Source organism: Frateuria edaphi (assembly GCF_021117405.1).
GTDB lineage: Bacteria > Pseudomonadota > Gammaproteobacteria > Xanthomonadales > Rhodanobacteraceae > Frateuria_A > Frateuria_A edaphi.
This window is the reverse complement of the sequence record NZ_CP088251.1, coordinates 3147824-3167032: the sequence shown is the minus strand read 5'-3', so window position 1 is coordinate 3167032 and position 19209 is coordinate 3147824. Positions and strand designations below refer to the sequence as shown.

Genomic DNA, 19209 nt, shown 5'->3' with positions numbered 1-19209 from the left:
TCACAGCGGCCACTCGTAGAAGTCGTGCACCACGGCGCGCGCGCCGAACCGTTCCTTCTGCGTCACCAGGCCGCCGTTGAGCACGCGGCCGTCCTGCTCGGTGGAGACGCCGAAGCTGAAGTAGTGGCGGTCGGCATAGACGCTGCCGATCAGTTCGCCCAGCAGCAGGCTGAGCGCGCAGGTGCGCCGGCCTTCCTCGGAGGTGGCCAGGTACTGCGTGTGCACCACGCGGCCGAAGTCGTAGACCAGCGCGCCGGCCTGCAACTCGCTGCCGACGAGCGCGGTGTACAGCAGGATCTGCCGCGGGAAGCGCGACTGCAGCAGGCGCAGTTCGTCCAGGCTGTGCGTGGGGGTCGCCTCGTGGCGCTTGAGCACTTCGCTGAGCAAGGCGTGGAAAGCGGCCAGGTCGCCGCCGGTTTCGATGCGCACGCCTGCCTCGCGCGCGTGGCGGATGTCGCGCCGGCGCTCGGCGGAGAAGCGGTAGCCCTCGCGCAGCGCGACCACGGAAGAGAGGTCGCGACGCACCAGATGGGCGCCCAGGCGATGCAGCGCGTACAGGTCCTCCTCGGCGGGGTAGGCGTGGAAGACCGACGGCACCGCCTTGTAGAGCACGCGGCGCATGCCGGCGGCGCGGTAGTGCGCGGCCATCTGCGTGAATACCGCCAGCGTCGTCTCGGCGCGTAGCGCGGCGGTCGACAGCAGGCCGGCGTAGGTGAGGCCGCCGTGGCTGGTGACCACGCGGCCATCGCGGCTGGCGGGAAATGCGGCGACCGGTTCGCCGTCGCGCTCGACGATGAGCGAGCAGTCGGTGAAGCGCTCCGCGTGGTAGTCCATGTAGCCGCGCCGATGCAGCAGGTTGCCGGTGCGCGAGCGCGCCACCAGCGCGTCCCAGGCCACCGCATCGGCTGGCGCGTAGGGCCTAAGCCTGAGCATGGGCGGCACCTGCGCGCACATGCAGGCGCGCCTCGGCCACGCCGAAGCCGTCCACGCCCATGTCGTTGCCGTTGTAGAACATCAGCAGCCGGTCGCGCTGGGGCAGCAGTGCCGGGTAGCAGATCGTGCGCGAATCCCAGCCGCTCCCGGACAACCAGAGCCCAAGGCTCTCGTCGCGCCGCTCCCACGCGAGGCCGTCCTCGCTCATCGCGACGCCGGGGAAGTACTCGCCGGTGCGGTTGCCGCGGGTGAAGTACATGACGTAGCGGCCGTCCAGCCGATGCACCCGCGGCCGGCCGATGCGGTACTCGCTGCCGCGCGGCAGCAGGCACACGTGGTCGGCGCGCGGGATCGCATCGAGGCTGACCGCTTCCGCGTGGCGGATGTGGTAGCGCGGGAAGGGCCTGCCGTCGATCTGCTCCCAGTCGTCGCCGACGGCGTACCAGAGCCGCCAGCGGCCTTGTTCGTAGTGCGCCGAGTGCACGGCGGCTATCGTGCTTCGGCCGGGCGCGCGGTCGAGGATCGGCGTCTCCTGCACGCGGCGGAAGTGCTCGCCGCCGTCGCGGGACACCGCAAGTCCGGTGAAGGCCAGGAACTTGGCGCGCGCCACGCGCTGGAAGCCGACGTAGAACAGGTGCAGCCCGCCGGGGGCGCGGACGACGTCGCCCAGGATCATGCCGTTGTCGTCGAAGCAGCCGCCGCGGCCGACGTCCAGCACCGGCTCGCGGCTGACGCCGATCACCACGGTCGGATCGTCCGCGCGCAGGTCGACGTAGCCGATGCGGCTGACGCCCTCGAGGTCGCGGAAGCCGGCGTAGACGCGGATGCGTTCGTCATCGAGCGCCACGGGCGTCGGCGTCAGCGCGGAGTGGCGCATCCACGCGCCCACGCTGCGCCGCGCGGTGTCGAACACCAGGCCCTTCTTCTGCCAGGCGAACATGGTTACAGGCTCACGCCGAAGCTGGCGCGGTTGGGCATCGCCTTCGCCGGCGAGCCGACGTAGACACGCCCCGGCTCGGTATCGCGGGTGACCAGCGCGCCCGCGCCGATGACGTTGTAGGGCGCGACCTTCACGCCGTCGTTGAAGGTCGCGTTGACGCCAATGAAGCTGCCTTCGCCGATGCGGCAGTAGCCGGAGATCACCGCGTGGGAGGACACGAACACGTGGTCCTCGATCACCGTGCGGTGGCCCACGTGGTTGCCGCTCCACAGCACGCAATCGTCGCCCACGCGCACGAACGGCTGGATCACGTTGTTCTCGAAGATGAAGCAGTTCTCGCCGATCTCGGCGTTGCGCCAGACGAAGGCATGCGAGCTGACGTAGGTCGCGAGCTTGTAGCCGCGATGCTTCGCTTCCAGGTAGAAGCGCCGGCGCAAGCGGTTGAGCTGGCTGGCGGGGATCGCCACGAACAGCTCCACCTCGCCGGGAGGGTAGTGCTCCTCCAGCGTTTCCCAGGGCAGTACCGGGCGGTCGGCCAGTTGCGGCTGCACGAGGTAATCGCGCTCCACGCTGAAGGCGAGCACGTCATAGTCGCTGTCGTGCTGGAAGTATTCGCAGGCGATCTGCGCGAACTCGCCGGCGCCGACGAGGACTAGCGGTCGAGACATGCCACCAGCTCCGCCGGGTAGAGCTCGGCGTTGACCTCCTTGAGGAAGAGGTCGTAGTCGGTGATGTAGTCGTCCGGGTCGTAGGGCTGGTCGGCCAGCACCATCAGCACGCAGTCGTCGCTGAAGTCGTACAGCTCGCGCCAGACCATGCGCCCGAGCAGAAGCCCCTGCGAGGGATCGTCCAGCACCACCTCGGTCGGGCCGCTGCCGTCGTCGAGCATGAATTTCACCGAGCCGCGCACGGTGATCGCCAGCTGGTTGAGGTGGCGGTGTGCGTGGCGCCCGCGGTGCACGTTCTCGCGGGTCGCGAACAGGTAGTACACGCGGCGGATCGGGAACGGCACGTTCCGCTCCGGCTCCAGGGCAATGAGCATGCCCCGGTGGTCCCCGTGCGACTGCAACTGGATGCGCTTGATGTCCATGTCCTTCGGCCAACGGATGCGTCGTGGACGACTCACCTCGCTTAAGTGCCGGGCGGTTGGCGGAAGGTTGGGTTCGAGTGGGTGGATGCGGGCGCCTTCGAGCCCTCTCCCGGGAGAGAGGGAGGAAAAGCAGTCGGCGATTGAGCGTGCCTCGCATCGCTCTGAGCCATCTCCCCGGTGGGAGAGGGAGAGCGGCGGTCGGCGATTTCGAGGACTTCGCGCTCTCGAGGCTCTCCCCGTCGGAAAAAAGCGAGCGCGGCAACCTTTCGCGGATGGCCGCGCACTCATTCGCCTGAAACCTCCCGCCTCCCGGCGCTGCCGCGACCGGCGGTTCACGACCAACGCAATACGAAACAGGGGCTCATGGCAGCGGCAGACGACAAGGCCGGCATCGACGGTGGGGGCATCGCGGGCCTGATCCCGTTCCGGCTCGACACGGCAGCGCCGACGATGGCCCGGCCGCGCGCACTGGTGGGACTGCACTGGCTCACCGTGCTGTGCCTCGTGCTGGCGGCGGCCGTAATCCTGGCCCGCACCCTGATCGACGCCCGCCCCTTGCGCAATGGACTGCTGGACGTCCATCGCCACCTGGGCCTGTGCGTGCTCGGCCTTTTCGCCGTGCGCATCGTGCTGCGCTTCTGGTTGGGTCCGTTGCCGGAGCTCGCCCGATCCAGCCGGCCGATGCGCGCCGCGGCCGGGCTCAGCCACGCCGCGCTGTATGCCGCGATGCTGGTCCTGCCGCTGCTCGGCTGGCTGCTCAGCGACGCGCAGGGCAAGCGGGTGCATTTCGCCGGACTTCTGCTGCCGCGCCTGGTGGCGCCGGATTTCGACCTGGCCGACCAGTTGCTGGCGTGGCACCAGGACGCGGCCTGGGTCCTGCTCGCGTTGGCCCTGCTGCATGTGTCGGCCGCGCTCTGGCACCACTTTGTGCTGCGCGATGCGGTGCTTCGCGGCATGTGGCCGAAGCGCCGTTGATCGGCAGCACATCTTTCGCCTGTTCCGGAAACCTCGAGGAGAACCCATGCCGTTCCATTCCGATCGACCGACACAGCGGCGCGCACCGGCTCTCGCGGGTTGGCTCGTGGTGCTGTTGCTGCTTGCGGCCAGCACGTCGGTGCAGGCGACCGCGGCGTTCGCGCGGCAAACCGGCTCGGCCTGCGCGGACTGCCATGCGGCCGCCTACGGCCCGGCGCTCACGCCCTACGGCATGCGCTTCAAGATCAACGGCTTCACCGAGACCGACGGCGAGGGCACCAAGCTGCCGCTGGCCGGACAGCTGATCGCCCAGTACAGCGACCCCAAGCGCGGCGACAGCTCGACCAACCTCACCGAGGCAGACCTCTATCTCGCCGGCCGGCTGACCGAGCACGTGGGCGGTTTCGTCAAGATCGAGGCCGACCACAAGGGTGATGGCGGCTACGCGACCAGGCTGAGCAACGTCGACCTTCGCTACGTGGCGCACGACCTCGAACTGGACGGGCGCGACCTGGTCGTGGGCGTGAGCGTGAACAACAACCCGGGCTTCGACGATCCGGTCGGCGCACTGCCGGCGCCGGCCTACCTGGGTCCGCCCGGCGTAACTGGGACGCTGCTCAATCCGTCCAGCCCCGGTTCGCTTGCCCATCGCGTGATCGGCGGAGGCATCTACGGTTTCTACGATGCGCAGTGGTATGCCGAGATCGGCAGCTACCGCTCGCTGGCGGTTTCGCAGCAGGACGACCTGGGCTACTCCCGTTCGGGCGACCCCGGCCGGTTGAGCGGCACCGGTTATTTCCGGCTGGCGTGGATGAAAGACCTCAAGCGCCAGTTCTTCTCCGCCGGCGTGGTGGCGTTGACCACCCAGCGACGCCTGCCGCGCAGCGCATCGGCCGATGACATCACCGACCTCGGCTACGACCTCACCTGGCAGTACCTGGGCAACCGCGAGCACATCGTCCAGTTGAACTACGCGAACATCATGGAGCGGCGCCGCTACGGCAGCACGCTGGCGGTTCCGGGCCTGGCCGCGCCCACGCATGCCACGGTGCACGACCAGGTGGTGACCGCCACGTACACCTTCCGGCAGAGCTATGGCATCAGCGCCACCCATCTGATGAGCACCGGCTCGCGCGATCCGGTGCGCTATGGACCGCCGGGCGACCCGGCCACGACCAGCAACCTGTTCAGCCTGTACTGGACGCCGTGGGGCAAGGAGGACGCGTGGACGACCGCCGCCAACCTCAAGCTCGCGGTCAGCTGGTTCCGCTTCACCCGGTTCAATGGCCGCCGTTCCAACATCTTCGGCGCGCCGCCGGGTGTGCCGGGTACGGATGCGTCGGACCTCGACGCCTTCTTCGTTTCCGCCAGCGTCATGTTCTAGCGCGTACGCCGCGAGCGAGCCCAAGCGAGACATCAGGAGTGCAACGTGATCAAGCTGTTCCAGCGGCGCCGCCTGCCGCTCATCGCCGTGGGTTGGCTGCTGCTGGGCACGCTCGCGGGCCCGCGGCCGGCGCTCGCCGGCGACGTCGACGCGGGCAAGGACGTGTTCCGTTCCGAATGCAGCGAATGCCACAGCATCCGCGCCGGGCGCAACAAGAAGGGACCCAGCCTGTCCGGCATTGTGGGGCGCCGTGCCGGTGCGCTGCCGGACTATCACTATTCGGACGCGCTACAACGCGCCGACTGGACATGGACGCCGGACAAGCTGCAGTGGTACCTCTCGCAGCCCGCGAGGCAGGCCAATCCGGGCACGAAAATGAAATACGATGGCCTGGATGACGCCGAGCAGCGTGACGATCTCATCCGCTTCCTGGGCACGGTGCACTGACCGGGTCCGGGGCCGGCTCGTCCCGTTTTCGCGGCCGGGCCGGGCGTTGCCGATCGGTCTTGCCGCGCTCGCGCTGGCCCTCCCGCGTGCGCCGCTGCACGCCCAGGCCGCGCCGTTCGGCGGCACGGTGGCGTTGACCTCGCAACTGGTCGATCGCGGCCTGCCGCTCACCTCCACCCGACCGGTCCTGCAGGGTGAGCTGCGCTGGGACGCGCCGAGCGGCTGGTCCTTCGGCGTGGCGGCGGCCAGCGAACTGCGTTCGACGCGGCTGGCCGAGGGCCTGCTGCACGTGGCGTATTCCTGGCCCGTGTCGACCAACTGGCAGATGCAGGCGAGCGCCCTCTACTACGACGCGCCCCGGCGCGAACGCGCGCGCGGCTATCAGCGGGTGGAGGCCGACCTGGCCTGGATCTACCGCGACATCCTCACCCTCAACCTGGCCGCGCGGCGCCCGGTCGGCAGCGCCGACGCACGCACCAACCCGCTGGCCGAGGCCAACCTGCGCTGGCCACTGACGCGCCATTTTTCGCTGCTGGCGGGAGCCGGCGTGGCGCGGTTCCAGCGGGGCTACGGCTATTACCGCTACTACGGCGAAGGCTCGGCGTATTACCGTTACGGCCAGGTCGGACTGGCGTGGAGCGGGGACCGCTGGCGCGTCGAGCTCGACCGCATCGCGACCGACGGTGCACCCCGCGCCCGGCGCGGCACCGGCGGCCTGTCGCCCTGGATGGCCTCGGTGTCCTGGTCCTTCTGACGCCTGGAGCCAACCTTTTCCGCCCGCATGGGCACCTACCGGGCAAATGGCCGCCTTCGCACCGGAGCCTGAGCCGTCCCATGAACGACACCGACACCCACGACGACGACACCGACCGCATGCTGCTCCAGCGCATGGCCGCGGGCGATCGCGGCGCGCTGGCGGTGCTCTATCGCAGTTACCACGGCCGGCTGTGCCGCTTCCTGTCACGGCTGACCCGACGGCCGGACGTGATCGAGGAAGTCATCAACGACTGCTTCTGGATCGCCTGGCAGAAGGCCAGCGGCTTCCGCGGTGACTCGCGCGTATCGACCTGGATCATGGGCATCGCCTACCGCTGCGGGCTCAAGGCCCTGCGCCAACACGGCGACGAGCCGATCGAGGACGACCCGGTGCGTGACGAGCGCGCCTCCGCGCACGACCCGGGCGAGGACCGCGAGCTGCGCGATTGGCTGGCCAAGGGCCTGGAACGGCTGTCGGTCGACCAGCGCGTGGTGGTCGAGCTGGTCTACGGCGTGGGCCACAGCCTCGACGACGTGGCGGTCATCATGCAATGCCCGGTGGGGACGGTGAAGGCGCGTCTTTTCTATGCGCGGGTGAAACTGCGCAACGTGCTGCCGGCGCTGGCGGGCGAGTCGATCACGCATCAAGAGAACGTGCCATGACATTTCCGAACAGGTGCGCCCGTGCCTGGGAGGCCATGCCCTGGGTCTTGCAGGGCACCGCGACACCGCAAGACAACGAATGGCTGAGCGAGCACCTCGCACACTGCGAGGCCTGCCGCACCGAATTCGAACAGCAGAGCCGGCTGCGGCTGGCGCTGACGCTGCCGGCCGACGTGGGGCTCGACCCCAACGCGGGACTCGATCGCCTGATGGCGCGGCTGGACCAGCCCGAACCGGCGGAGGCTTCGCGGCCCGCGCGCGCCAGCCCATGGCTGAGCCGGGCGCTGGTCGCGGCGGTGCTGGTGCAGGCGATCGGCATCGGTATCCTCGGCGCGAAGCTCTGGTCCGAAAACCCCGCGCCGGTCTACCGCACGCTGAGCCAGGAGTCTGCGCCGGTGATGCAGGGCTCGATCCACGTGGTGCCCGATGCCGGCATGAAACTGGCCGACTGGGACGCGCTGCTGCGCGGCCTGGACCTGAAGGTGGTCGACGGACCCAACGATGTCGGCGCGTACACGCTAGTGGCGGCCCGGGGCTCGGCGCAGGACACGCTCAAGCGCCTGCGCGCCGCACGGGGCATCCGCCTGGCCGAGCCTGCCGACGCCCGGCCATGACATGCCGCAACGCCGGTGTGTTCGTGCTGGCCGCACTCGCGATCGGCCTGGCCGGCTGTGCGTCGACCCGACCGGCAACGCGCGCGCCGGGCGATGTCGCGACGACCACCGGCGTCGCCTCGATGGACAGCGGGCGCGACATCGTCCTGGCCGTGGCCAACCCGCTCGATCCCCCGCCGATGCATGCCGGTTCGAGCCTGCTCGGCTACGCCGCGCCGGCGCATTACGGCGCCGGGCGGCGCGCCTCGGCCATGCTGACCGACCTCCAGCAGCGTTACGGCTGGACCGAAGTCGCCGGCTGGCCGATCAAGGCGCTCAAGCTCTATTGCATCGTGCTGCAGCCGCCGCCGGGCACCAGCCGCCAGGCGATGCTGCAGTCGCTGGCGAAGGATGAGCGCGTGGCGCTGGCCGAACCGCTGCACGAGTACGACACCTATGCGGACCAGGCTGCGCAGCCGCAACGCTACAACGATCCTTACGCGGACCTGCAGCGCGGCTTCGTCGAGACCGACGCCGCGCTCGCGCACAGCGTGAGCCAGGGGCAAGACACGCGGGTCGCCGTGGTCGACACCGGCGTGGACGTAGCCCATCCGGATCTCGAGGGGCGCGTGGTCGCCACGCAGAACCTGGTCAACGACGACGCGCAGGCCTTCCGCCAGGATCGCCACGGCACCGAGGTGGCCGGGATCATCGCGGCGACCGCCAACAACCGCCAGGGCATCGTCGGCATCGCGCCCGACGCGGCGATCAGCGTCTACAAGGCCTGTTGGTACGCCGGCGCGGACGCCCGCGGCGCGCGCTGCAATTCGTTCACCCTGGCCAAGGCGCTGGCGGCGATCATCGACACCGATGCCCGCGTCATCAACCTGAGCCTGGGCGGCCCGGCCGATCCCTTGCTGGGGCAACTGCTCGGGCAGTTGCTGGAGGAGGGTCGCATCGTGGTGGCGGCATTGCCGCCCAGCGGCACCCTGGGCGGCTTCCCCGACGACACGCCCGGCGTACTGGTGGTGCGCGTCACCGCCGACACGCCGGCGCCGGCCGGCGTGCTCGGTGCGCCCGGGCACGACATCCTCAGCACCGAACCGGGCGGGGGCTACGACTTCAGCTCGGGCTCCTCGATGGCCGCCGCGCACGTGAGCGGCATCGTCGCGCTGCTGCTTTCGCTCGATCCACGGCTGAGCGCGCAGGCGGTGCACCGGATCCTGCTGGAGAGCAGCAAGCACACGCCCGATGGATTGCAGGTGGACGCCGCCGCCGCCGTCGCGCGCCTGCGGCGTTGACCCGAATGGGTAGCGCAGCGGCCGGCGTTTTCCCGTGGCCCGGACGTGGCGGTCGCGCCCAGGTGCGCTCCGGCAAGGGCGCGATCCGGCCTACAGCGGCGTGAGGTTGGCGTAGGCAGCGACCAGCCACTTGCTGCCGCTGCCCGCAAAATTGACCTGCAGCCGGGTGTGCGCGCCGCTGCCTTCGGCGCTGACCACCACGCCCTCGCCAAAGCTCGGGTGGCTGACGCGCTGGCCGAGCTTGACCGGCAGGTCTTCCTGCAGCGAGGTCGTCTCGGTGTAGCGGCCGGCGTACATCGGCCGGCTGACCTGCACGCGCGGGCGCACTTCGTCGACCAGTTCGGGCGGCATCTCGGCCAGGAAGCGCGAGGGGCGGGCGAGCATCTCGGTGCCATGCATGCGGCGCGATTCGGCGTGGGTGACCACCAGCCGTTCGCGCGCGCGGGTGATGCCGACGTAGGCCAGGCGGCGCTCCTCCTCCAGCCGGCTCTCGTCCTCGGTCGAACGCTGGCTGGGAAACAGGCCTTCTTCCATGCCGACCAGGAACACCAGCGGGAACTCCAGCCCCTTGGCCGAGTGCAGCGTCATCAGCTGCACGCAGTCGTCCCAGGCCTCGCCCTGGCCCTCGCCGGCCTCGAGCGCGGCGTGGGAGAGGAAGGCGGACAGTTCGGTGAGGCCGGCCTCGACGTCCTCGGGCGTCATCGCGAAGCGGCTGGCGACGTTGACCAGCTCGTCCAGGTTTTCCACGCGCGCTTCGCCGTTGCCGCGGCTGTCCTTTTCGTAGTGGTCGCGCAGGCCGGTGTGGGTGATGGCGTGGTCCATCTGCTCGGCGAGGGTAAGGCCTGCGGGATCCTGAGCCCTGTCCCCTCCGGGGAAAGGGTTGGGTGAGGGGCTGTCCGGAGCGGGGGCTTCCGGCAAGCTCGACCCCTCGCCCCAGCCATCTCCCCGCACGGGAGAGGGAGCGAAGTCCCTGGCCATCTGGTCGATCAGCGCCAGGAAGGCTTTCACCGCGTTCTTCGCGCGGCCGGCCAGCTCGCGCCCATCGGTCAACTCGCCCAGCGCCGCCTCCCACATCGAACTGCCTTCGGCCCGCGCACGCCTGCGCAGCACGTCCAGCGTGCGGTCGCCGATGCCGCGCGGCGGGGTGTTCACCGCGCGCTCGAAGGCCGCGTCGTCGTGGCGGTTGGCGGTCAGGCGCAGATAGGCGAGCGCGTCCTTGATCTCTGCGCGCTCGAAGAAGCGCAGGCCGCCGTAGACCCGGTAGGGAATGCTGCGCTGGCTGAGCTGTTCCTCGAAGTTGCGTGACTGCGCGTTGGAGCGGTACAGGATCGCGCAGTCCTTCGCGCTGCCGTGCTCGTTGACGTATTCGCGGATGCGCTCGATCACGAAGCGCGCTTCGTCCTGTTCGTTGTAGGCGGCGTAGAGCGCAATGCGCTCGCCGTCCTCGCCCGCCGTCCACAACTGCTTGCCCAGGCGCCCGCCATTGCGCGCGATCACGCTGTTGGCGGCTTTCAGGATCGTGGCCGTCGAGCGGTAGTTCTGCTCCAGCTTGATCGTGCGCGCGCCGGGGAAGTCACGCAGGAACTGCTGCATGTTCTCCACCTTGGCGCCGCGCCAGCCGTAGATCGACTGGTCGTCGTCGCCCACCGCGAACACCTTGCCGACATTTCCCGCGAGCACGCGGATCCACGCGTACTGCAGCGCGTTGGTGTCCTGGAATTCATCGATCAGCAGGTGCCGCCAGCGCTGCTGGTAATGCTCGAGCACGGCGGGGTTCTTCAGCCACAGCTCGTGCGCGCGCAGCAGCAGTTCGGCGAAGTCGACCAGGCCGGCGCGACGGCAGGCCTCTTCGTAGGCCTGGTAGATCTGCACCAGCGTGCGGGTGACCGGGTGGTTGCCGTGCTCGATGGCGTCCGGGCGCTTGCCCTCGTCCTTCCAGCCATTGATCTGCCAGGTCGCCTGGCGCGGCGGGAACTTGGCCTCGTCCAGTCCCAGGCCCGCGACGACGCGCTTGACCAGCCGTTGCTGGTCGTCGGCGTCGAGGATCTGGAAGCCTTCCGGCAGCCCGGCCTCGCGCCAGTGCCGACGCAGCAGGCGGTGGGCGATGCCGTGGAAGGTGCCGACGGTGAGGCCGGTGGTGCCGCCGGGGATCAGCGAATCGAGCCGCGCGCGCATCTCGCCGGCGGCCTTGTTGGTGAAGGTGACGGCCAGGATGGCCCACGGCGGCACGCGCTCGACCTGGGTCAGCCAGCCGATGCGGTGGGTCAATACGCGGGTCTTGCCGGAGCCGGCGCCGGCCAGCACCAGGTAGTGGCCGGGCGGGGCGCAGACGGCTTCACGCTGCGCGTCGTTCAACGAGTCGATCAGGTACGAAACATCCATCGACCCATTGTACCGGCGCCTGCCAGGCGCGCCGCGCGAACGCGGCGCGCCACGGCCTTACCTTTTCTTGACGAAACCGCCGATGGTGAGCAGGCCACCGACCACGATGCCCGCGATGCCCACCCACTGCGGCACCGCTTTCTCGTGCGTGGCCGAGATCTTGGCCGGCCCCAGCTGGGCCACGGTATCGGTCTGCGAGTAGCTGCCGTTGCCCAAGGTCACCCAGATGCCCGCGACCAACAGGATGATGCCGACGATGATGAGTCCTGCACGCATGAGCCGCCCTCCTCGGTTGAGTTCGGACCGATCTTAGCGGGCGCGGCCGTGAACGGGCGAAAAAAAGCCCCGAAGGCTAGGGGGAACCTTCGGGGCCGGGGATGGATGCGAAGCCCAGGGGAGAGGTTCGCATCCTGGTGGCCCGCTCAGGGAGGTGGACGGGCCGGCGGATGCCGTTGCGTGCATCCGGAACATTGGATGCGTCCGGGGTAGGAAAGTTTCAAGGAGCCCGCCCGCGAGAGCCGGAACAGGTCAGGGTTCGTTCATTCGCAAGATCCTGCTCCCGCTTCCGTGTGGACAGAGGGCTGGGGTGAGTTCGAAAGCAGTGCGCTAGTGCGCCTGCTCCCAGTTCGCCCCGACGCCCACGTCCACCACCAGCGGCACGGCCAGCTCGGCGGCGCCCGACATGTGCTCGATCACGGCCTGGCGCATCGTGTCCACGGCGTCTTCCTGCACCTCGAACACCAGTTCGTCGTGCACCTGCATCAGCATGTGCGCATCGGTGCGGTCGCAGAGATAGGAACCCATGGCGATCATCGCGCGCTTGATGATGTCCGCCGCGCTCCCCTGCATCGGCGCGTTCACGGCGGCCCGCTCGGCGCCGGAACGCAGCGCCTGGTTGCGGGCCTTGAGGTTTTCCAGGTACAGCCGCCGCCCGAAGATGGTTTCCACGTAGCCGTCGCGATGGGCCTGCTCGCGGGTGGCGTCCATGAAGGCGCGCACGCCGGCGAAGCGCGAGAAGTAGCGCGCCATGTAGTCGCTCGCCTCGCCGCGGTCGATGCCCAGCTGCCGCGCCAGGCCGAACGCGCTCATGCCGTACATCAGGCCGAAGTTGATCGCCTTGGCCGCGCGACGCTGGTTGAGCGTGATGTCCTCCGGTGCGACACCGAACACTTCGGCGGCGGTGGCGCGGTGCACGTCGCCGCCGCTCTTGAAGGCGCGCAGCAACGCTTCGTCGCCGGACAGGTGCGCCATGATGCGCAGCTCGATCTGGGAGTAGTCGGCCGCCATCACCAGCCAGCCCGGCGGCGCGATGAAGGCGGCACGGATGCGCCGGCCCTCGTCGGTACGCACCGGGATGTTCTGCAGGTTCGGATCGGAAGAGGAAATGCGCCCGGTCGCCACCGCGGCCTGGTGGTAGCAGGTGTGCACGCGGCCGGTGCGTGGGTTGACCATCTGCGCCAGCTTGTCGGTATAGGTCGAACGCAGCTTGGCCAGGCCGCGGTAATCGAGGATCAGCCGCGGCAGCGCATGGTCGTCGGCGATCGCCTCCAGTGCCTCCTCGTTGGTCGAGGGCTGGCCCTTGGGGGTCTTGAGCTTCGCGCGCAGGCCGAGCTGGTCGAACAGGATCGCCTGCAGCTGCTTGGGCGAGTCCAGGCTGAACGCGCAGCCGGCCTCCGCGTAGGCCTGCTGCTGCAGCTCGTGCATGCGCTTGCCCAGTTCCTGGCTCTGCTTGCGCAGTTCGTCGACGTCGATCAGCACGCCCTTGCGTTCCATGCCGGCGAGGATCGGCGCCAGCGGCACCTCGATTTCCTCGTAGACACGCTTAAGCGCCGGCACGGTATCGAGCATCGGCTGCAGCGCCTCGTGCAGCCGCAGGGTGATGTCGGCGTCCTCGGCGGCGTAGCGGCAGGCAGTGTCCAGGTCGACCTGCGAAAACGGGATCTGCTTGGCGCCCTTGCCGGCGACGTCCTCGTATTTGATCGTCTGGTAGTGGAGGTAGCGGCTGGCCAGCGAGTCCATGTCGTGGCGCGTGGCGGTGGCGTTCCAGATGTAGGAGGCCAGCATCGAATCGTGCTTCAGCCCCTGCACGCCGATGCCGTAGTGCGACAGCACGTTGATGTCGTACTTCGCGTGCTGGCCGAGCTTCGGCCGCGCCGGATCCTCGAACAGCGGCTTGACCGCATGCAGCACCTGGTCGCGATCCAGTTGCCAGGGCGCGCCGGGATAGTCGTGCGCGACCGGGATGTAGCAGGCCTTGCCGGACTCCACCGCGAAGGACAGGCCGATCAGCTCGGCACGCATGGCGTCGATGTCGCTGGTTTCGGTGTCGAAGGCGATCAGCGGCGCCTCGCGCAGCTTGTGCAGCCAGTGCTCGAAGCGTTCGGGCGAGGTGACCAGCTCGTAGTCGCCGGGTTTCGCGGCAGCCGGCGGCGGCGTGGCCGGCGCGGGAGCGGCCTGCGGGGCGGGCGCGGGACCCGGTTCGCCGAGCGTTTCGGCATCCAGTTCCCTGAGTGCGGCCTTGAATTCGTAGCGGGTGAACAGCTCGCGCAACGTGGCCGTTTCGCGATCGCGCAGGGTGAGGTCGGTCGGGCCGTGCTCGAGTTCGAGATCGGTGCGGATGGTGACCAGCTCACGCGACAGCGGCAGCTTGGGCAGCGCTTCGCGCAGGTACTCGCCGATCTTGCCCCCGATCTTGTCGGCGTTGGCGATCACGCCGTCCAGCGAGCCGTACTCGGCCAGCCACTTGGCCGCGGTCTTCGGGCCGCACTTGGTCACGCCGGGCACGTTGTCGATGCTGTCGCCGGTGAGGCTGAGGAAATCGACGATGCGCTCCGGCGGCACGCCGAACTTGTCGGTGACGCCGGCGATATCCAGCGTGGTGCTGGTCATCGTGTTGACCAGCTTCACGTGCGGGCCGACCAGCTGGGCCAGGTCCTTGTCGCCGGTGGAGATCGTCACGTCGATGCCCTGCGCCGCGGCCGCCAGCGCCAGCGTGCCGATCACGTCGTCGGCCTCCACGCCGGGGACGCACAGGATCGGGAAACCCAGCGCGCCAACGATCGCCATCATCGGTTCGACCTGCGCGCGCAGGTCGTCCGGCATCGCCGCGCGGTTGGCCTTGTATTCGGCATAGATCTCGTCGCGGAACGTGCGCCCGGGCGCGTCGCAGACGAAGGCCAGGTACTCCGGCTGCGCTTTCAGCGTCGCGCGCAGCATGTTGACCACGCCGAACAGTGCGCCGGTCGCTTCGCCGCGCGCGTTGGTCAGCGGCGGCAGCGCATGGAAGGCGCGGTAGAGGTAGGAGGAGCCGTCGATCAGGATGAGCTGTGCCATCCGCCCATTCTCGCATGCGTGCCATGAGGTCGCGGTTCACCGGGCCGCGCCAGGGCCGCTGCTATGCTCGCGGCACATTTCCCCGGACCCGAAGCCATGAAGCTTTCCGCCGCGCTCGTCCTCGTCCCCGCGCTCCTGGCCGCGCCTGCTTTTGCCCAGACCACGCCGCCGCCGGTGAACGTGCCGCCGCCGCCGGGGATGAACGATCCGGGCGTCAAGGCGACCGTGCCGGCGCCGCCCCAGAAGCCGGCCGCGACCCCGGCGCCGGGCAGTACCTCGCTGCTGCCGCGCAAGCCCGCGCCGATCCGGTCCGGCGAGCCGATGCCCGAGGTCAGCGTGCACCAGCAGGGCGAGAACGTGGTGCAGGAGTACCGTCGCAACGGCCAGCTCTACATGGTGGTGGTCACGCCGCCGAACGGCATCGCGCAGACCTACATGGTCGACCCGAGCGGCCGGCTGGTCGACGAGCACGGCCAGAAGCCCACGCGCCCGGTGATGTACAAGATCCTGGAGTGGGGCAAGTCCAAGCCCGCGCCGGCGTCCTCCACGGGCGACTGACCCGGCCATGGACCTGCGCCAGAGCTGGCTGCTGTTCGCGCTGGGCTCGGCGTTCTTCGCCGCCCTCACCGCGCTGTTCGGCAAGCTCGGCGTCGCCGGGATCAACTCAAACCTGGCCACCTTCATCCGCACGCTGGTGATCCTCGCCGTCACCGCCGGCATCCTGAGCCTGCGCGGCGAGTGGGCGCGTCCGGCGGGACTGCCCTGGCACAGCTGGATGTTCCTGGTCCTCTCGGGCGTGGCCACCGGCCTTTCGTGGCTTTGCTACTACCGCGCGCTGCAACTCGGACCGGTGAGCAAGGTCGCGCCGATCGACAAGCTCAGCGTGGCAATGGTGATCGTGCTGGGGCTGGTGTTCCTGGGCGAGAGACCCAGCCTGCCGGTGCTGGTCGGTGGCGGGCTGATCGTCGCCGGTGCAGTCGTCATCGCGTTGTTCTGAGGATGGCGGGCTTCAGCCCGCCAGGCCCTCAAGCTTGGTCATCCAGCTCGGGATAGTGGCGGAAGATGCCCTGCTCGTTGAACGGCGGGCGTCGCGGCGAGGCAAGGTAGGCGGCGATGCGCGGGCGTTGCGCAATCTCTTGGGCCAGCGCGCACAGGCGCGGCAGGTCCTTGCGCAGGCCGCGCATGGCGTTGGGGAATGCGTAGTCCAGACCGGCGATCAGCTGGAACAGCGACAGGTCGACATACGAATGTTCACCCAGTGCGTGGCGGCCATCCGAACGCGCCAGCACCTGCTCGAAATAGCCCAGGTACTTCGGCAGCCGGTGCTTGCGCAGGTCGGCGGCGCGGCGCTGGGCTTCGCGCCGCTGGTCCTCGTAATAGAGGCTGGCGGCGATGGGATGGTGGCTGTCGTGGATCTCGGCCACCAGGTCGGTGATGGTCAGCTGCAGCTGGTTGGCGTAGATGCGCCGCGCCTCGCCCTCGGGCACCAGCCGCAGGTGCTGGCCCAGGTAGCCCAGGATGGCGGCGGTCTGCGCGATCAGCAGGTGGCCGGCGCGCAGGAAGGGTGGGGCGAAGGGCAGCGCATCTTCGGTGCTCCCGCCGCTGAGGAAGGGATCCATCACCGCATCGCCGCGATGGCGGGCGACGTCGATGTAGTCCGCACCGGCATCTTCCAGCGCGAGGCGGACGAACTCGCCGCGCCCCTGGATGCCGGTCCAGTAGTAAAGCTCGTAGGTCATGGCTTGGCCTCCGCGTAACCGGGCAAGCCTCGCAATCGACACCACAAGGCGCCGTGAGGGCGCACAATCGGCGACCGTATGGATCAGGCCCGGTTCGAAGCGTCGCTTGCCGGCGGGATGCCGCCCGCCGGCCTGTCCGACCATCTGCAGGCGCTGTGGTGGCTGGGCCACGGCGAGCCCGAGCGTGCGCACCATCTGGTGCAGTTGCTGGATGACCCCGGCGCCGCCGCGATCCACGCGCACGTGCACCGGCTCGAAGGCGACCTGGACAATGCCCGCTACTGGTACGGGCGGGCCGGGCTGCCGTTCTGCAACGATGCTCCCGAGCAGGAGTGGCGACGGCTGGTGCGGCGCTTCGTATAGTCCCTTCCGCGTGCGCGGGGAGTGCGCGCAGCGAGGGGATGAGGGTTCGATCTCGCCGCGGAACGCGCTCCGTCCGGACCCCCACCCAGAAACTTTTTTTGGCGGGAAAAGGGTTCCGGACTTTAGTGGCGGAAGTGCCGCATGCCGGTGAACACCATTGCCATGTCGTGCTCGTCCGCCGCAGCGATGACCTCGGCATCGCGCATCGAGCCGCCGGGCTGGATCACCGCCGCGATGCCCGCCTCGGCCGCAGCGTCGATGCCGTCGCGGAACGGGAAGAAGGCGTCCGACGCCATCACCGATCCGCGCACTTCGAGCTTCTCGTCGGCCGCCTTGATGCCGGCGATCTTCGCGCTGTACACGCGGCTCATCTGGCCGGCGCCGATGCCGATGGTCTGGCGGTGCTTCGCGTAGACGATGGCGTTGGACTTGACGAACTTGGCGACCTTCCACGCAAAGATCAGGTCGTCGATCTGCTCGGGCGTGGGCGCACGCTTCGTGACCACCTTGAGGTCGGCGGCGCCGATCATGCCGGTGTCGGCCGTCTGGATCAGAAGGCCGGAGCCCACGCGCTTGACGTTCACGCCCGGGTGCGGGGCGCGCAGGTCGCCGTCCGCGGGGGGCGGGATTTCCAGCACGCGCACGTTGCCCTTCCTGGCGAACGCCTTCAGTGCCTCCTCGGCATAACCCGGCGCCAGCACCACCTCAACGAACTGGCGCTCGACGATGGCGCGTGCGGTGGCGCCGTCGACCGGGCGGTTGAACGCGATGATGCCGCCGAAGGCCGAAGTGGGATCGGTCTGGAACGCAAGGTCGTAGGCCTTGCCGATGCCGTCCAGGCTCACCGCCACGCCGCACGGGTTGGCGTGCTTGACGATCACGCAGGCCGGCTTGACGAAGCTGCGCACGCACTCCCACGCAGCATCGGCGTCGGCAATGTTGTTGAACGACAGTTCCTTCCCCTGCAACTGGCGGAAAGTCGCGAGCGTGCCCGGTGCCGGATACAGGTCGCGGTAGAACGCGGCGCTCTGGTGCGGATTCTCGCCATAGCGCAGGTCCATGAGCTTGACGAAGCGGCCGTTGGCCTGGCCGCCGAAGGTTTCATGACCGGCAATGGCGTCGTGCGCCTCGTTGAGCTTGAGGCCCGAGAGATAGTCGCTGATCGCGCCGTCGTAGTCGGAAACGCGGTTGAACGCGGCCACCGCCAGCTTGAAGCGGCTGGCGCGTGAGAGGCCGCCGTCGCGCTCGATCTCGGCGAGCGCGTCCTCGTACTGTTCCGGCGCGGTCAGCACGGCCACGTCGGCCCAGTTCTTCGCCGCCGAGCGCAGCATCGCCGGCCCGCCGATGTCGATGTTCTCGATCGCCTGTTCCAGCGTGCAACCGGGCTTGGCGACGGTCTGCTCGAACGGATAGAGGTTGAGCACCAGCAGGTCGATCGGCGCGATGCCGAGTTCGGCCATCACCGCGTCGTCGGTGCCGCGCCGGCCGAGCAAGCCGCCATGCACCTTCGGGTGCAGCGTCTTGACGCGGCCGTCCATGATCTCGGGGAAGCCGGTCAGCTCGCTGACATCGGTCACCGCGATGCCGGCGTCCCGCAGCGCCTTGGCGCTGCCCCCGGTGGAAAGCAGTTGCACGCCCTTCGCGGCGAGACGCCGGCCGAGGTCGATCAGCCCGGTCTTGTCGGAGACGCTGAGCAGGGCGCGGCGGATCGGGGTGACGGCGGGCATGGCGGCTTCCAGGGTAGGGGAAGCCGCCGATTATAACGCGGCCGGGATGGCGTGTCGTTTTGGACGGCCAAACGTCCAAAAGCACACGAACGGGTCTTCGTGTAAGACCACTTGCGGGCGATACCCTTTGCGCGATTCCCCCACGGCGACGCCCCACATGTGGGCTCCCACAGGGAACAAGGGAACTACAGCAGGCCGTGCGCGGCCAGCTTCTTGCGCAGCGTGGCGCGGTTGATGCCCAGCACGGCCGCGGCGCGGCTCTGGTTGCCATCGTGGAACGCCAGCACTTCGCGCAGCAGCGGTCCTTCGACTTCGCGGATCACCAGTGCGTGCAGGCCTTCGTCGCATTCGGTATCGCCGATGTCGGCCAGGTAACGGCGCACGGTACGGCTGACGCACTCGCCCAGCGCGCTCTGCGACGACTGGGGCTCCCGGATGGCCTCGTTGACAGGCAATCGGACGGCGTTCACAGGCAATACCTCACGAGCGACGCGGCGGCTGCGTGGGCCGCTGCAAGGGTGGTGGTGGATCTCGCCGGCATGGCGCGCTTGGCATGCGATGAGCGCATGCGCGAAGGGGCGAG

At 69.2% G+C, this 19209-nt stretch carries 20 protein-coding genes; 10 read left to right on the top strand and 10 right to left on the bottom strand.

Annotation, left to right across the window (positions count from 1 at the left end):
• From LQ772_RS14785 to LQ772_RS14770, 4 genes are read right to left on the bottom strand one after another with little or no spacing between them, the layout of a single operon-like run.
• Positions 1–933: a GNAT family N-acetyltransferase gene (locus LQ772_RS14785; RefSeq protein WP_231321822.1), complete on the bottom strand. Its 933-nt coding sequence runs from the start codon at positions 931–933 to the stop codon at positions 1–3.
• Positions 920–1873, bottom strand: coding sequence for a glycoside hydrolase family protein (locus LQ772_RS14780; protein WP_231321821.1), 954 nt, complete (start codon positions 1871–1873; stop codon positions 920–922). The genes LQ772_RS14785 and LQ772_RS14780 overlap by 14 nt, the downstream gene beginning before the upstream one ends.
• A 2-nt stretch (positions 1874–1875) precedes the next feature.
• The gene (locus tag LQ772_RS14775) at positions 1876–2541 is read right to left on the bottom strand and encodes an acetyltransferase (protein WP_231321819.1); all 666 of its coding nucleotides are present in this window, start codon (positions 2539–2541) and stop codon (positions 1876–1878) included.
• A complete protein-coding gene (locus tag LQ772_RS14770) occupies positions 2526–2963 on the bottom strand; it encodes a sugar 3,4-ketoisomerase (protein WP_231321818.1) in 438 nt (145 codons plus the stop codon). Before LQ772_RS14770 ends, LQ772_RS14775 begins: the two co-directional genes overlap by 16 nt.
• A 450-nt stretch (positions 2964–3413) precedes the next feature.
• Here LQ772_RS14770 and LQ772_RS14765 point away from each other — a divergent pair, with 450 nt between their 5' ends.
• The 7 genes from LQ772_RS14765 to LQ772_RS14735 all read left to right on the top strand — a co-directional run bounded on the left by LQ772_RS14765 (position 3414) and on the right by LQ772_RS14735 (position 9082).
• Positions 3414–3938, top strand: a complete 525-nt coding sequence (locus tag LQ772_RS14765) for a cytochrome b (RefSeq protein ID WP_425600853.1) — start codon at positions 3414–3416, stop codon at positions 3936–3938.
• Between the two features lie 46 nt (positions 3939–3984).
• Positions 3985–5322: a cytochrome C gene (locus tag LQ772_RS14760; RefSeq protein ID WP_231321816.1), complete on the top strand. Its 1338-nt coding sequence runs from the start codon at positions 3985–3987 to the stop codon at positions 5320–5322.
• A 54-nt stretch (positions 5323–5376) separates the two neighbouring features.
• Positions 5377–5769 (top strand): c-type cytochrome, encoded by a 393-nt coding sequence (locus LQ772_RS14755; protein ID WP_425600852.1) that lies wholly within the window; start codon positions 5377–5379, stop codon positions 5767–5769.
• Between the two features lie 46 nt (positions 5770–5815).
• Entirely contained in the window at positions 5816–6523 is a 708-nt protein-coding gene (locus LQ772_RS14750; RefSeq protein ID WP_231321815.1) for a TorF family putative porin, read from the top strand.
• Between the two features lie 80 nt (positions 6524–6603).
• Positions 6604–7188, top strand: coding sequence for an RNA polymerase sigma factor (locus LQ772_RS14745; RefSeq protein ID WP_231321814.1), 585 nt, complete (start codon positions 6604–6606; stop codon positions 7186–7188).
• A 35-nt stretch (positions 7189–7223) separates the two neighbouring features.
• On the top strand, positions 7224–7802 hold the full coding sequence (locus LQ772_RS14740) for an anti-sigma factor family protein (RefSeq protein WP_425600801.1): 579 nt from the start codon (positions 7224–7226) through the stop codon (positions 7800–7802).
• The gene (locus LQ772_RS14735; protein ID WP_231321811.1) at positions 7799–9082 is read left to right on the top strand and encodes a S8 family serine peptidase; all 1284 of its coding nucleotides are present in this window, start codon (positions 7799–7801) and stop codon (positions 9080–9082) included. Before LQ772_RS14740 ends, LQ772_RS14735 begins: the two co-directional genes overlap by 4 nt.
• A gap of 90 nt (positions 9083–9172) precedes the next feature.
• Here LQ772_RS14735 and LQ772_RS14730 read toward each other — a convergent pair whose 3' ends face one another.
• The 3 genes from LQ772_RS14730 to polA form a co-directional block, all read right to left on the bottom strand.
• Positions 9173–11464 (bottom strand): DNA helicase II, encoded by a 2292-nt coding sequence (locus tag LQ772_RS14730; protein ID WP_231321810.1) that lies wholly within the window; start codon positions 11462–11464, stop codon positions 9173–9175.
• A 57-nt stretch (positions 11465–11521) separates the two neighbouring features.
• Positions 11522–11740 (bottom strand): hypothetical protein, encoded by a 219-nt coding sequence (locus LQ772_RS14725; protein WP_231321809.1) that lies wholly within the window; start codon positions 11738–11740, stop codon positions 11522–11524.
• 330 nt (positions 11741–12070) lie between these two features.
• Positions 12071–14797, bottom strand: a complete 2727-nt coding sequence (gene polA, locus LQ772_RS14720; protein ID WP_231321808.1) for a DNA polymerase I — start codon at positions 14795–14797, stop codon at positions 12071–12073.
• A 96-nt stretch (positions 14798–14893) separates the two neighbouring features.
• Here polA and LQ772_RS14715 point away from each other — a divergent pair, with 96 nt between their 5' ends.
• On the top strand, positions 14894–15355 hold the full coding sequence (locus LQ772_RS14715) for a DUF2782 domain-containing protein (RefSeq protein WP_231321807.1): 462 nt from the start codon (positions 14894–14896) through the stop codon (positions 15353–15355).
• A gap of 7 nt (positions 15356–15362) precedes the next feature.
• Entirely contained in the window at positions 15363–15794 is a 432-nt protein-coding gene (locus LQ772_RS14710) for an EamA family transporter (RefSeq protein ID WP_231321806.1), read from the top strand.
• A gap of 28 nt (positions 15795–15822) precedes the next feature.
• Here LQ772_RS14710 and LQ772_RS14705 read toward each other — a convergent pair whose 3' ends face one another.
• Positions 15823–16536 (bottom strand): glutathione S-transferase, encoded by a 714-nt coding sequence (locus LQ772_RS14705; protein WP_231321805.1) that lies wholly within the window; start codon positions 16534–16536, stop codon positions 15823–15825.
• Positions 16537–16614: 78 nt separating this feature from the next.
• Between LQ772_RS14705 and LQ772_RS14700 the strand changes: the two genes are divergently transcribed.
• Positions 16615–16899 (top strand): hypothetical protein, encoded by a 285-nt coding sequence (locus LQ772_RS14700; protein WP_231321804.1) that lies wholly within the window; start codon positions 16615–16617, stop codon positions 16897–16899.
• Between the two features lie 122 nt (positions 16900–17021).
• Here the strand turns inward: LQ772_RS14700 and purH are convergent, their stop codons facing one another.
• Both purH and LQ772_RS14690 read right to left on the bottom strand, forming a co-directional pair.
• Entirely contained in the window at positions 17022–18626 is a 1605-nt protein-coding gene (purH, locus tag LQ772_RS14695) for a bifunctional phosphoribosylaminoimidazolecarboxamide formyltransferase/IMP cyclohydrolase (RefSeq protein WP_231321803.1), read from the bottom strand.
• 185 nt (positions 18627–18811) lie between these two features.
• Complete coding sequence (locus tag LQ772_RS14690) at positions 18812–19102, bottom strand: helix-turn-helix domain-containing protein (protein WP_231321802.1); 291 nt, start codon at positions 19100–19102, stop codon at positions 18812–18814.
• Between the last annotated feature and the right edge of the window lie 107 nt (positions 19103–19209).

Excerpts from the sequence above, each read along its gene's own strand:
- LQ772_RS14705 (WP_231321805.1), bottom strand. The coding sequence starts at position 16,536 with ATGACCTACGAGCTTTACTACTGGACCGGCATCCAGGGGCGCGGCGAG.
- purH (WP_231321803.1), bottom strand. The coding sequence starts at position 18,626 with ATGCCCGCCGTCACCCCGATCCGCCGCGCCCTGCTCAGCGTCTCCGAC.
- LQ772_RS14780 (WP_231321821.1), bottom strand. The coding sequence starts at position 1,873 with ATGTTCGCCTGGCAGAAGAAGGGCCTGGTGTTCGACACCGCGCGGCGC.
- LQ772_RS14775 (WP_231321819.1), bottom strand. The coding sequence starts at position 2,541 with ATGTCTCGACCGCTAGTCCTCGTCGGCGCCGGCGAGTTCGCGCAGATC.
- LQ772_RS14725 (WP_231321809.1), bottom strand. The coding sequence starts at position 11,740 with ATGCGTGCAGGACTCATCATCGTCGGCATCATCCTGTTGGTCGCGGGC.
- LQ772_RS14745 (WP_231321814.1), top strand. The coding sequence starts at position 6,604 with ATGAACGACACCGACACCCACGACGACGACACCGACCGCATGCTGCTC.
- LQ772_RS14700 (WP_231321804.1), top strand. The coding sequence starts at position 16,615 with ATGGATCAGGCCCGGTTCGAAGCGTCGCTTGCCGGCGGGATGCCGCCC.
- LQ772_RS14740 (WP_425600801.1), top strand. The coding sequence starts at position 7,224 with ATGCCCTGGGTCTTGCAGGGCACCGCGACACCGCAAGACAACGAATGG.
- LQ772_RS14730 (WP_231321810.1), bottom strand. The coding sequence starts at position 11,464 with ATGGATGTTTCGTACCTGATCGACTCGTTGAACGACGCGCAGCGTGAA.
- LQ772_RS14770 (WP_231321818.1), bottom strand. The coding sequence starts at position 2,963 with ATGGACATCAAGCGCATCCAGTTGCAGTCGCACGGGGACCACCGGGGC.
- polA (WP_231321808.1), bottom strand. The coding sequence starts at position 14,797 with ATGGCACAGCTCATCCTGATCGACGGCTCCTCCTACCTCTACCGCGCC.
- LQ772_RS14765 (WP_425600853.1), top strand. The coding sequence starts at position 3,414 with ATGGCCCGGCCGCGCGCACTGGTGGGACTGCACTGGCTCACCGTGCTG.
- LQ772_RS14760 (WP_231321816.1), top strand. The coding sequence starts at position 3,985 with ATGCCGTTCCATTCCGATCGACCGACACAGCGGCGCGCACCGGCTCTC.
- LQ772_RS14710 (WP_231321806.1), top strand. The coding sequence starts at position 15,363 with ATGGACCTGCGCCAGAGCTGGCTGCTGTTCGCGCTGGGCTCGGCGTTC.
- LQ772_RS14715 (WP_231321807.1), top strand. The coding sequence starts at position 14,894 with ATGAAGCTTTCCGCCGCGCTCGTCCTCGTCCCCGCGCTCCTGGCCGCG.
- LQ772_RS14785 (WP_231321822.1), bottom strand. The coding sequence starts at position 933 with ATGCTCAGGCTTAGGCCCTACGCGCCAGCCGATGCGGTGGCCTGGGAC.
- LQ772_RS14735 (WP_231321811.1), top strand. The coding sequence starts at position 7,799 with ATGACATGCCGCAACGCCGGTGTGTTCGTGCTGGCCGCACTCGCGATC.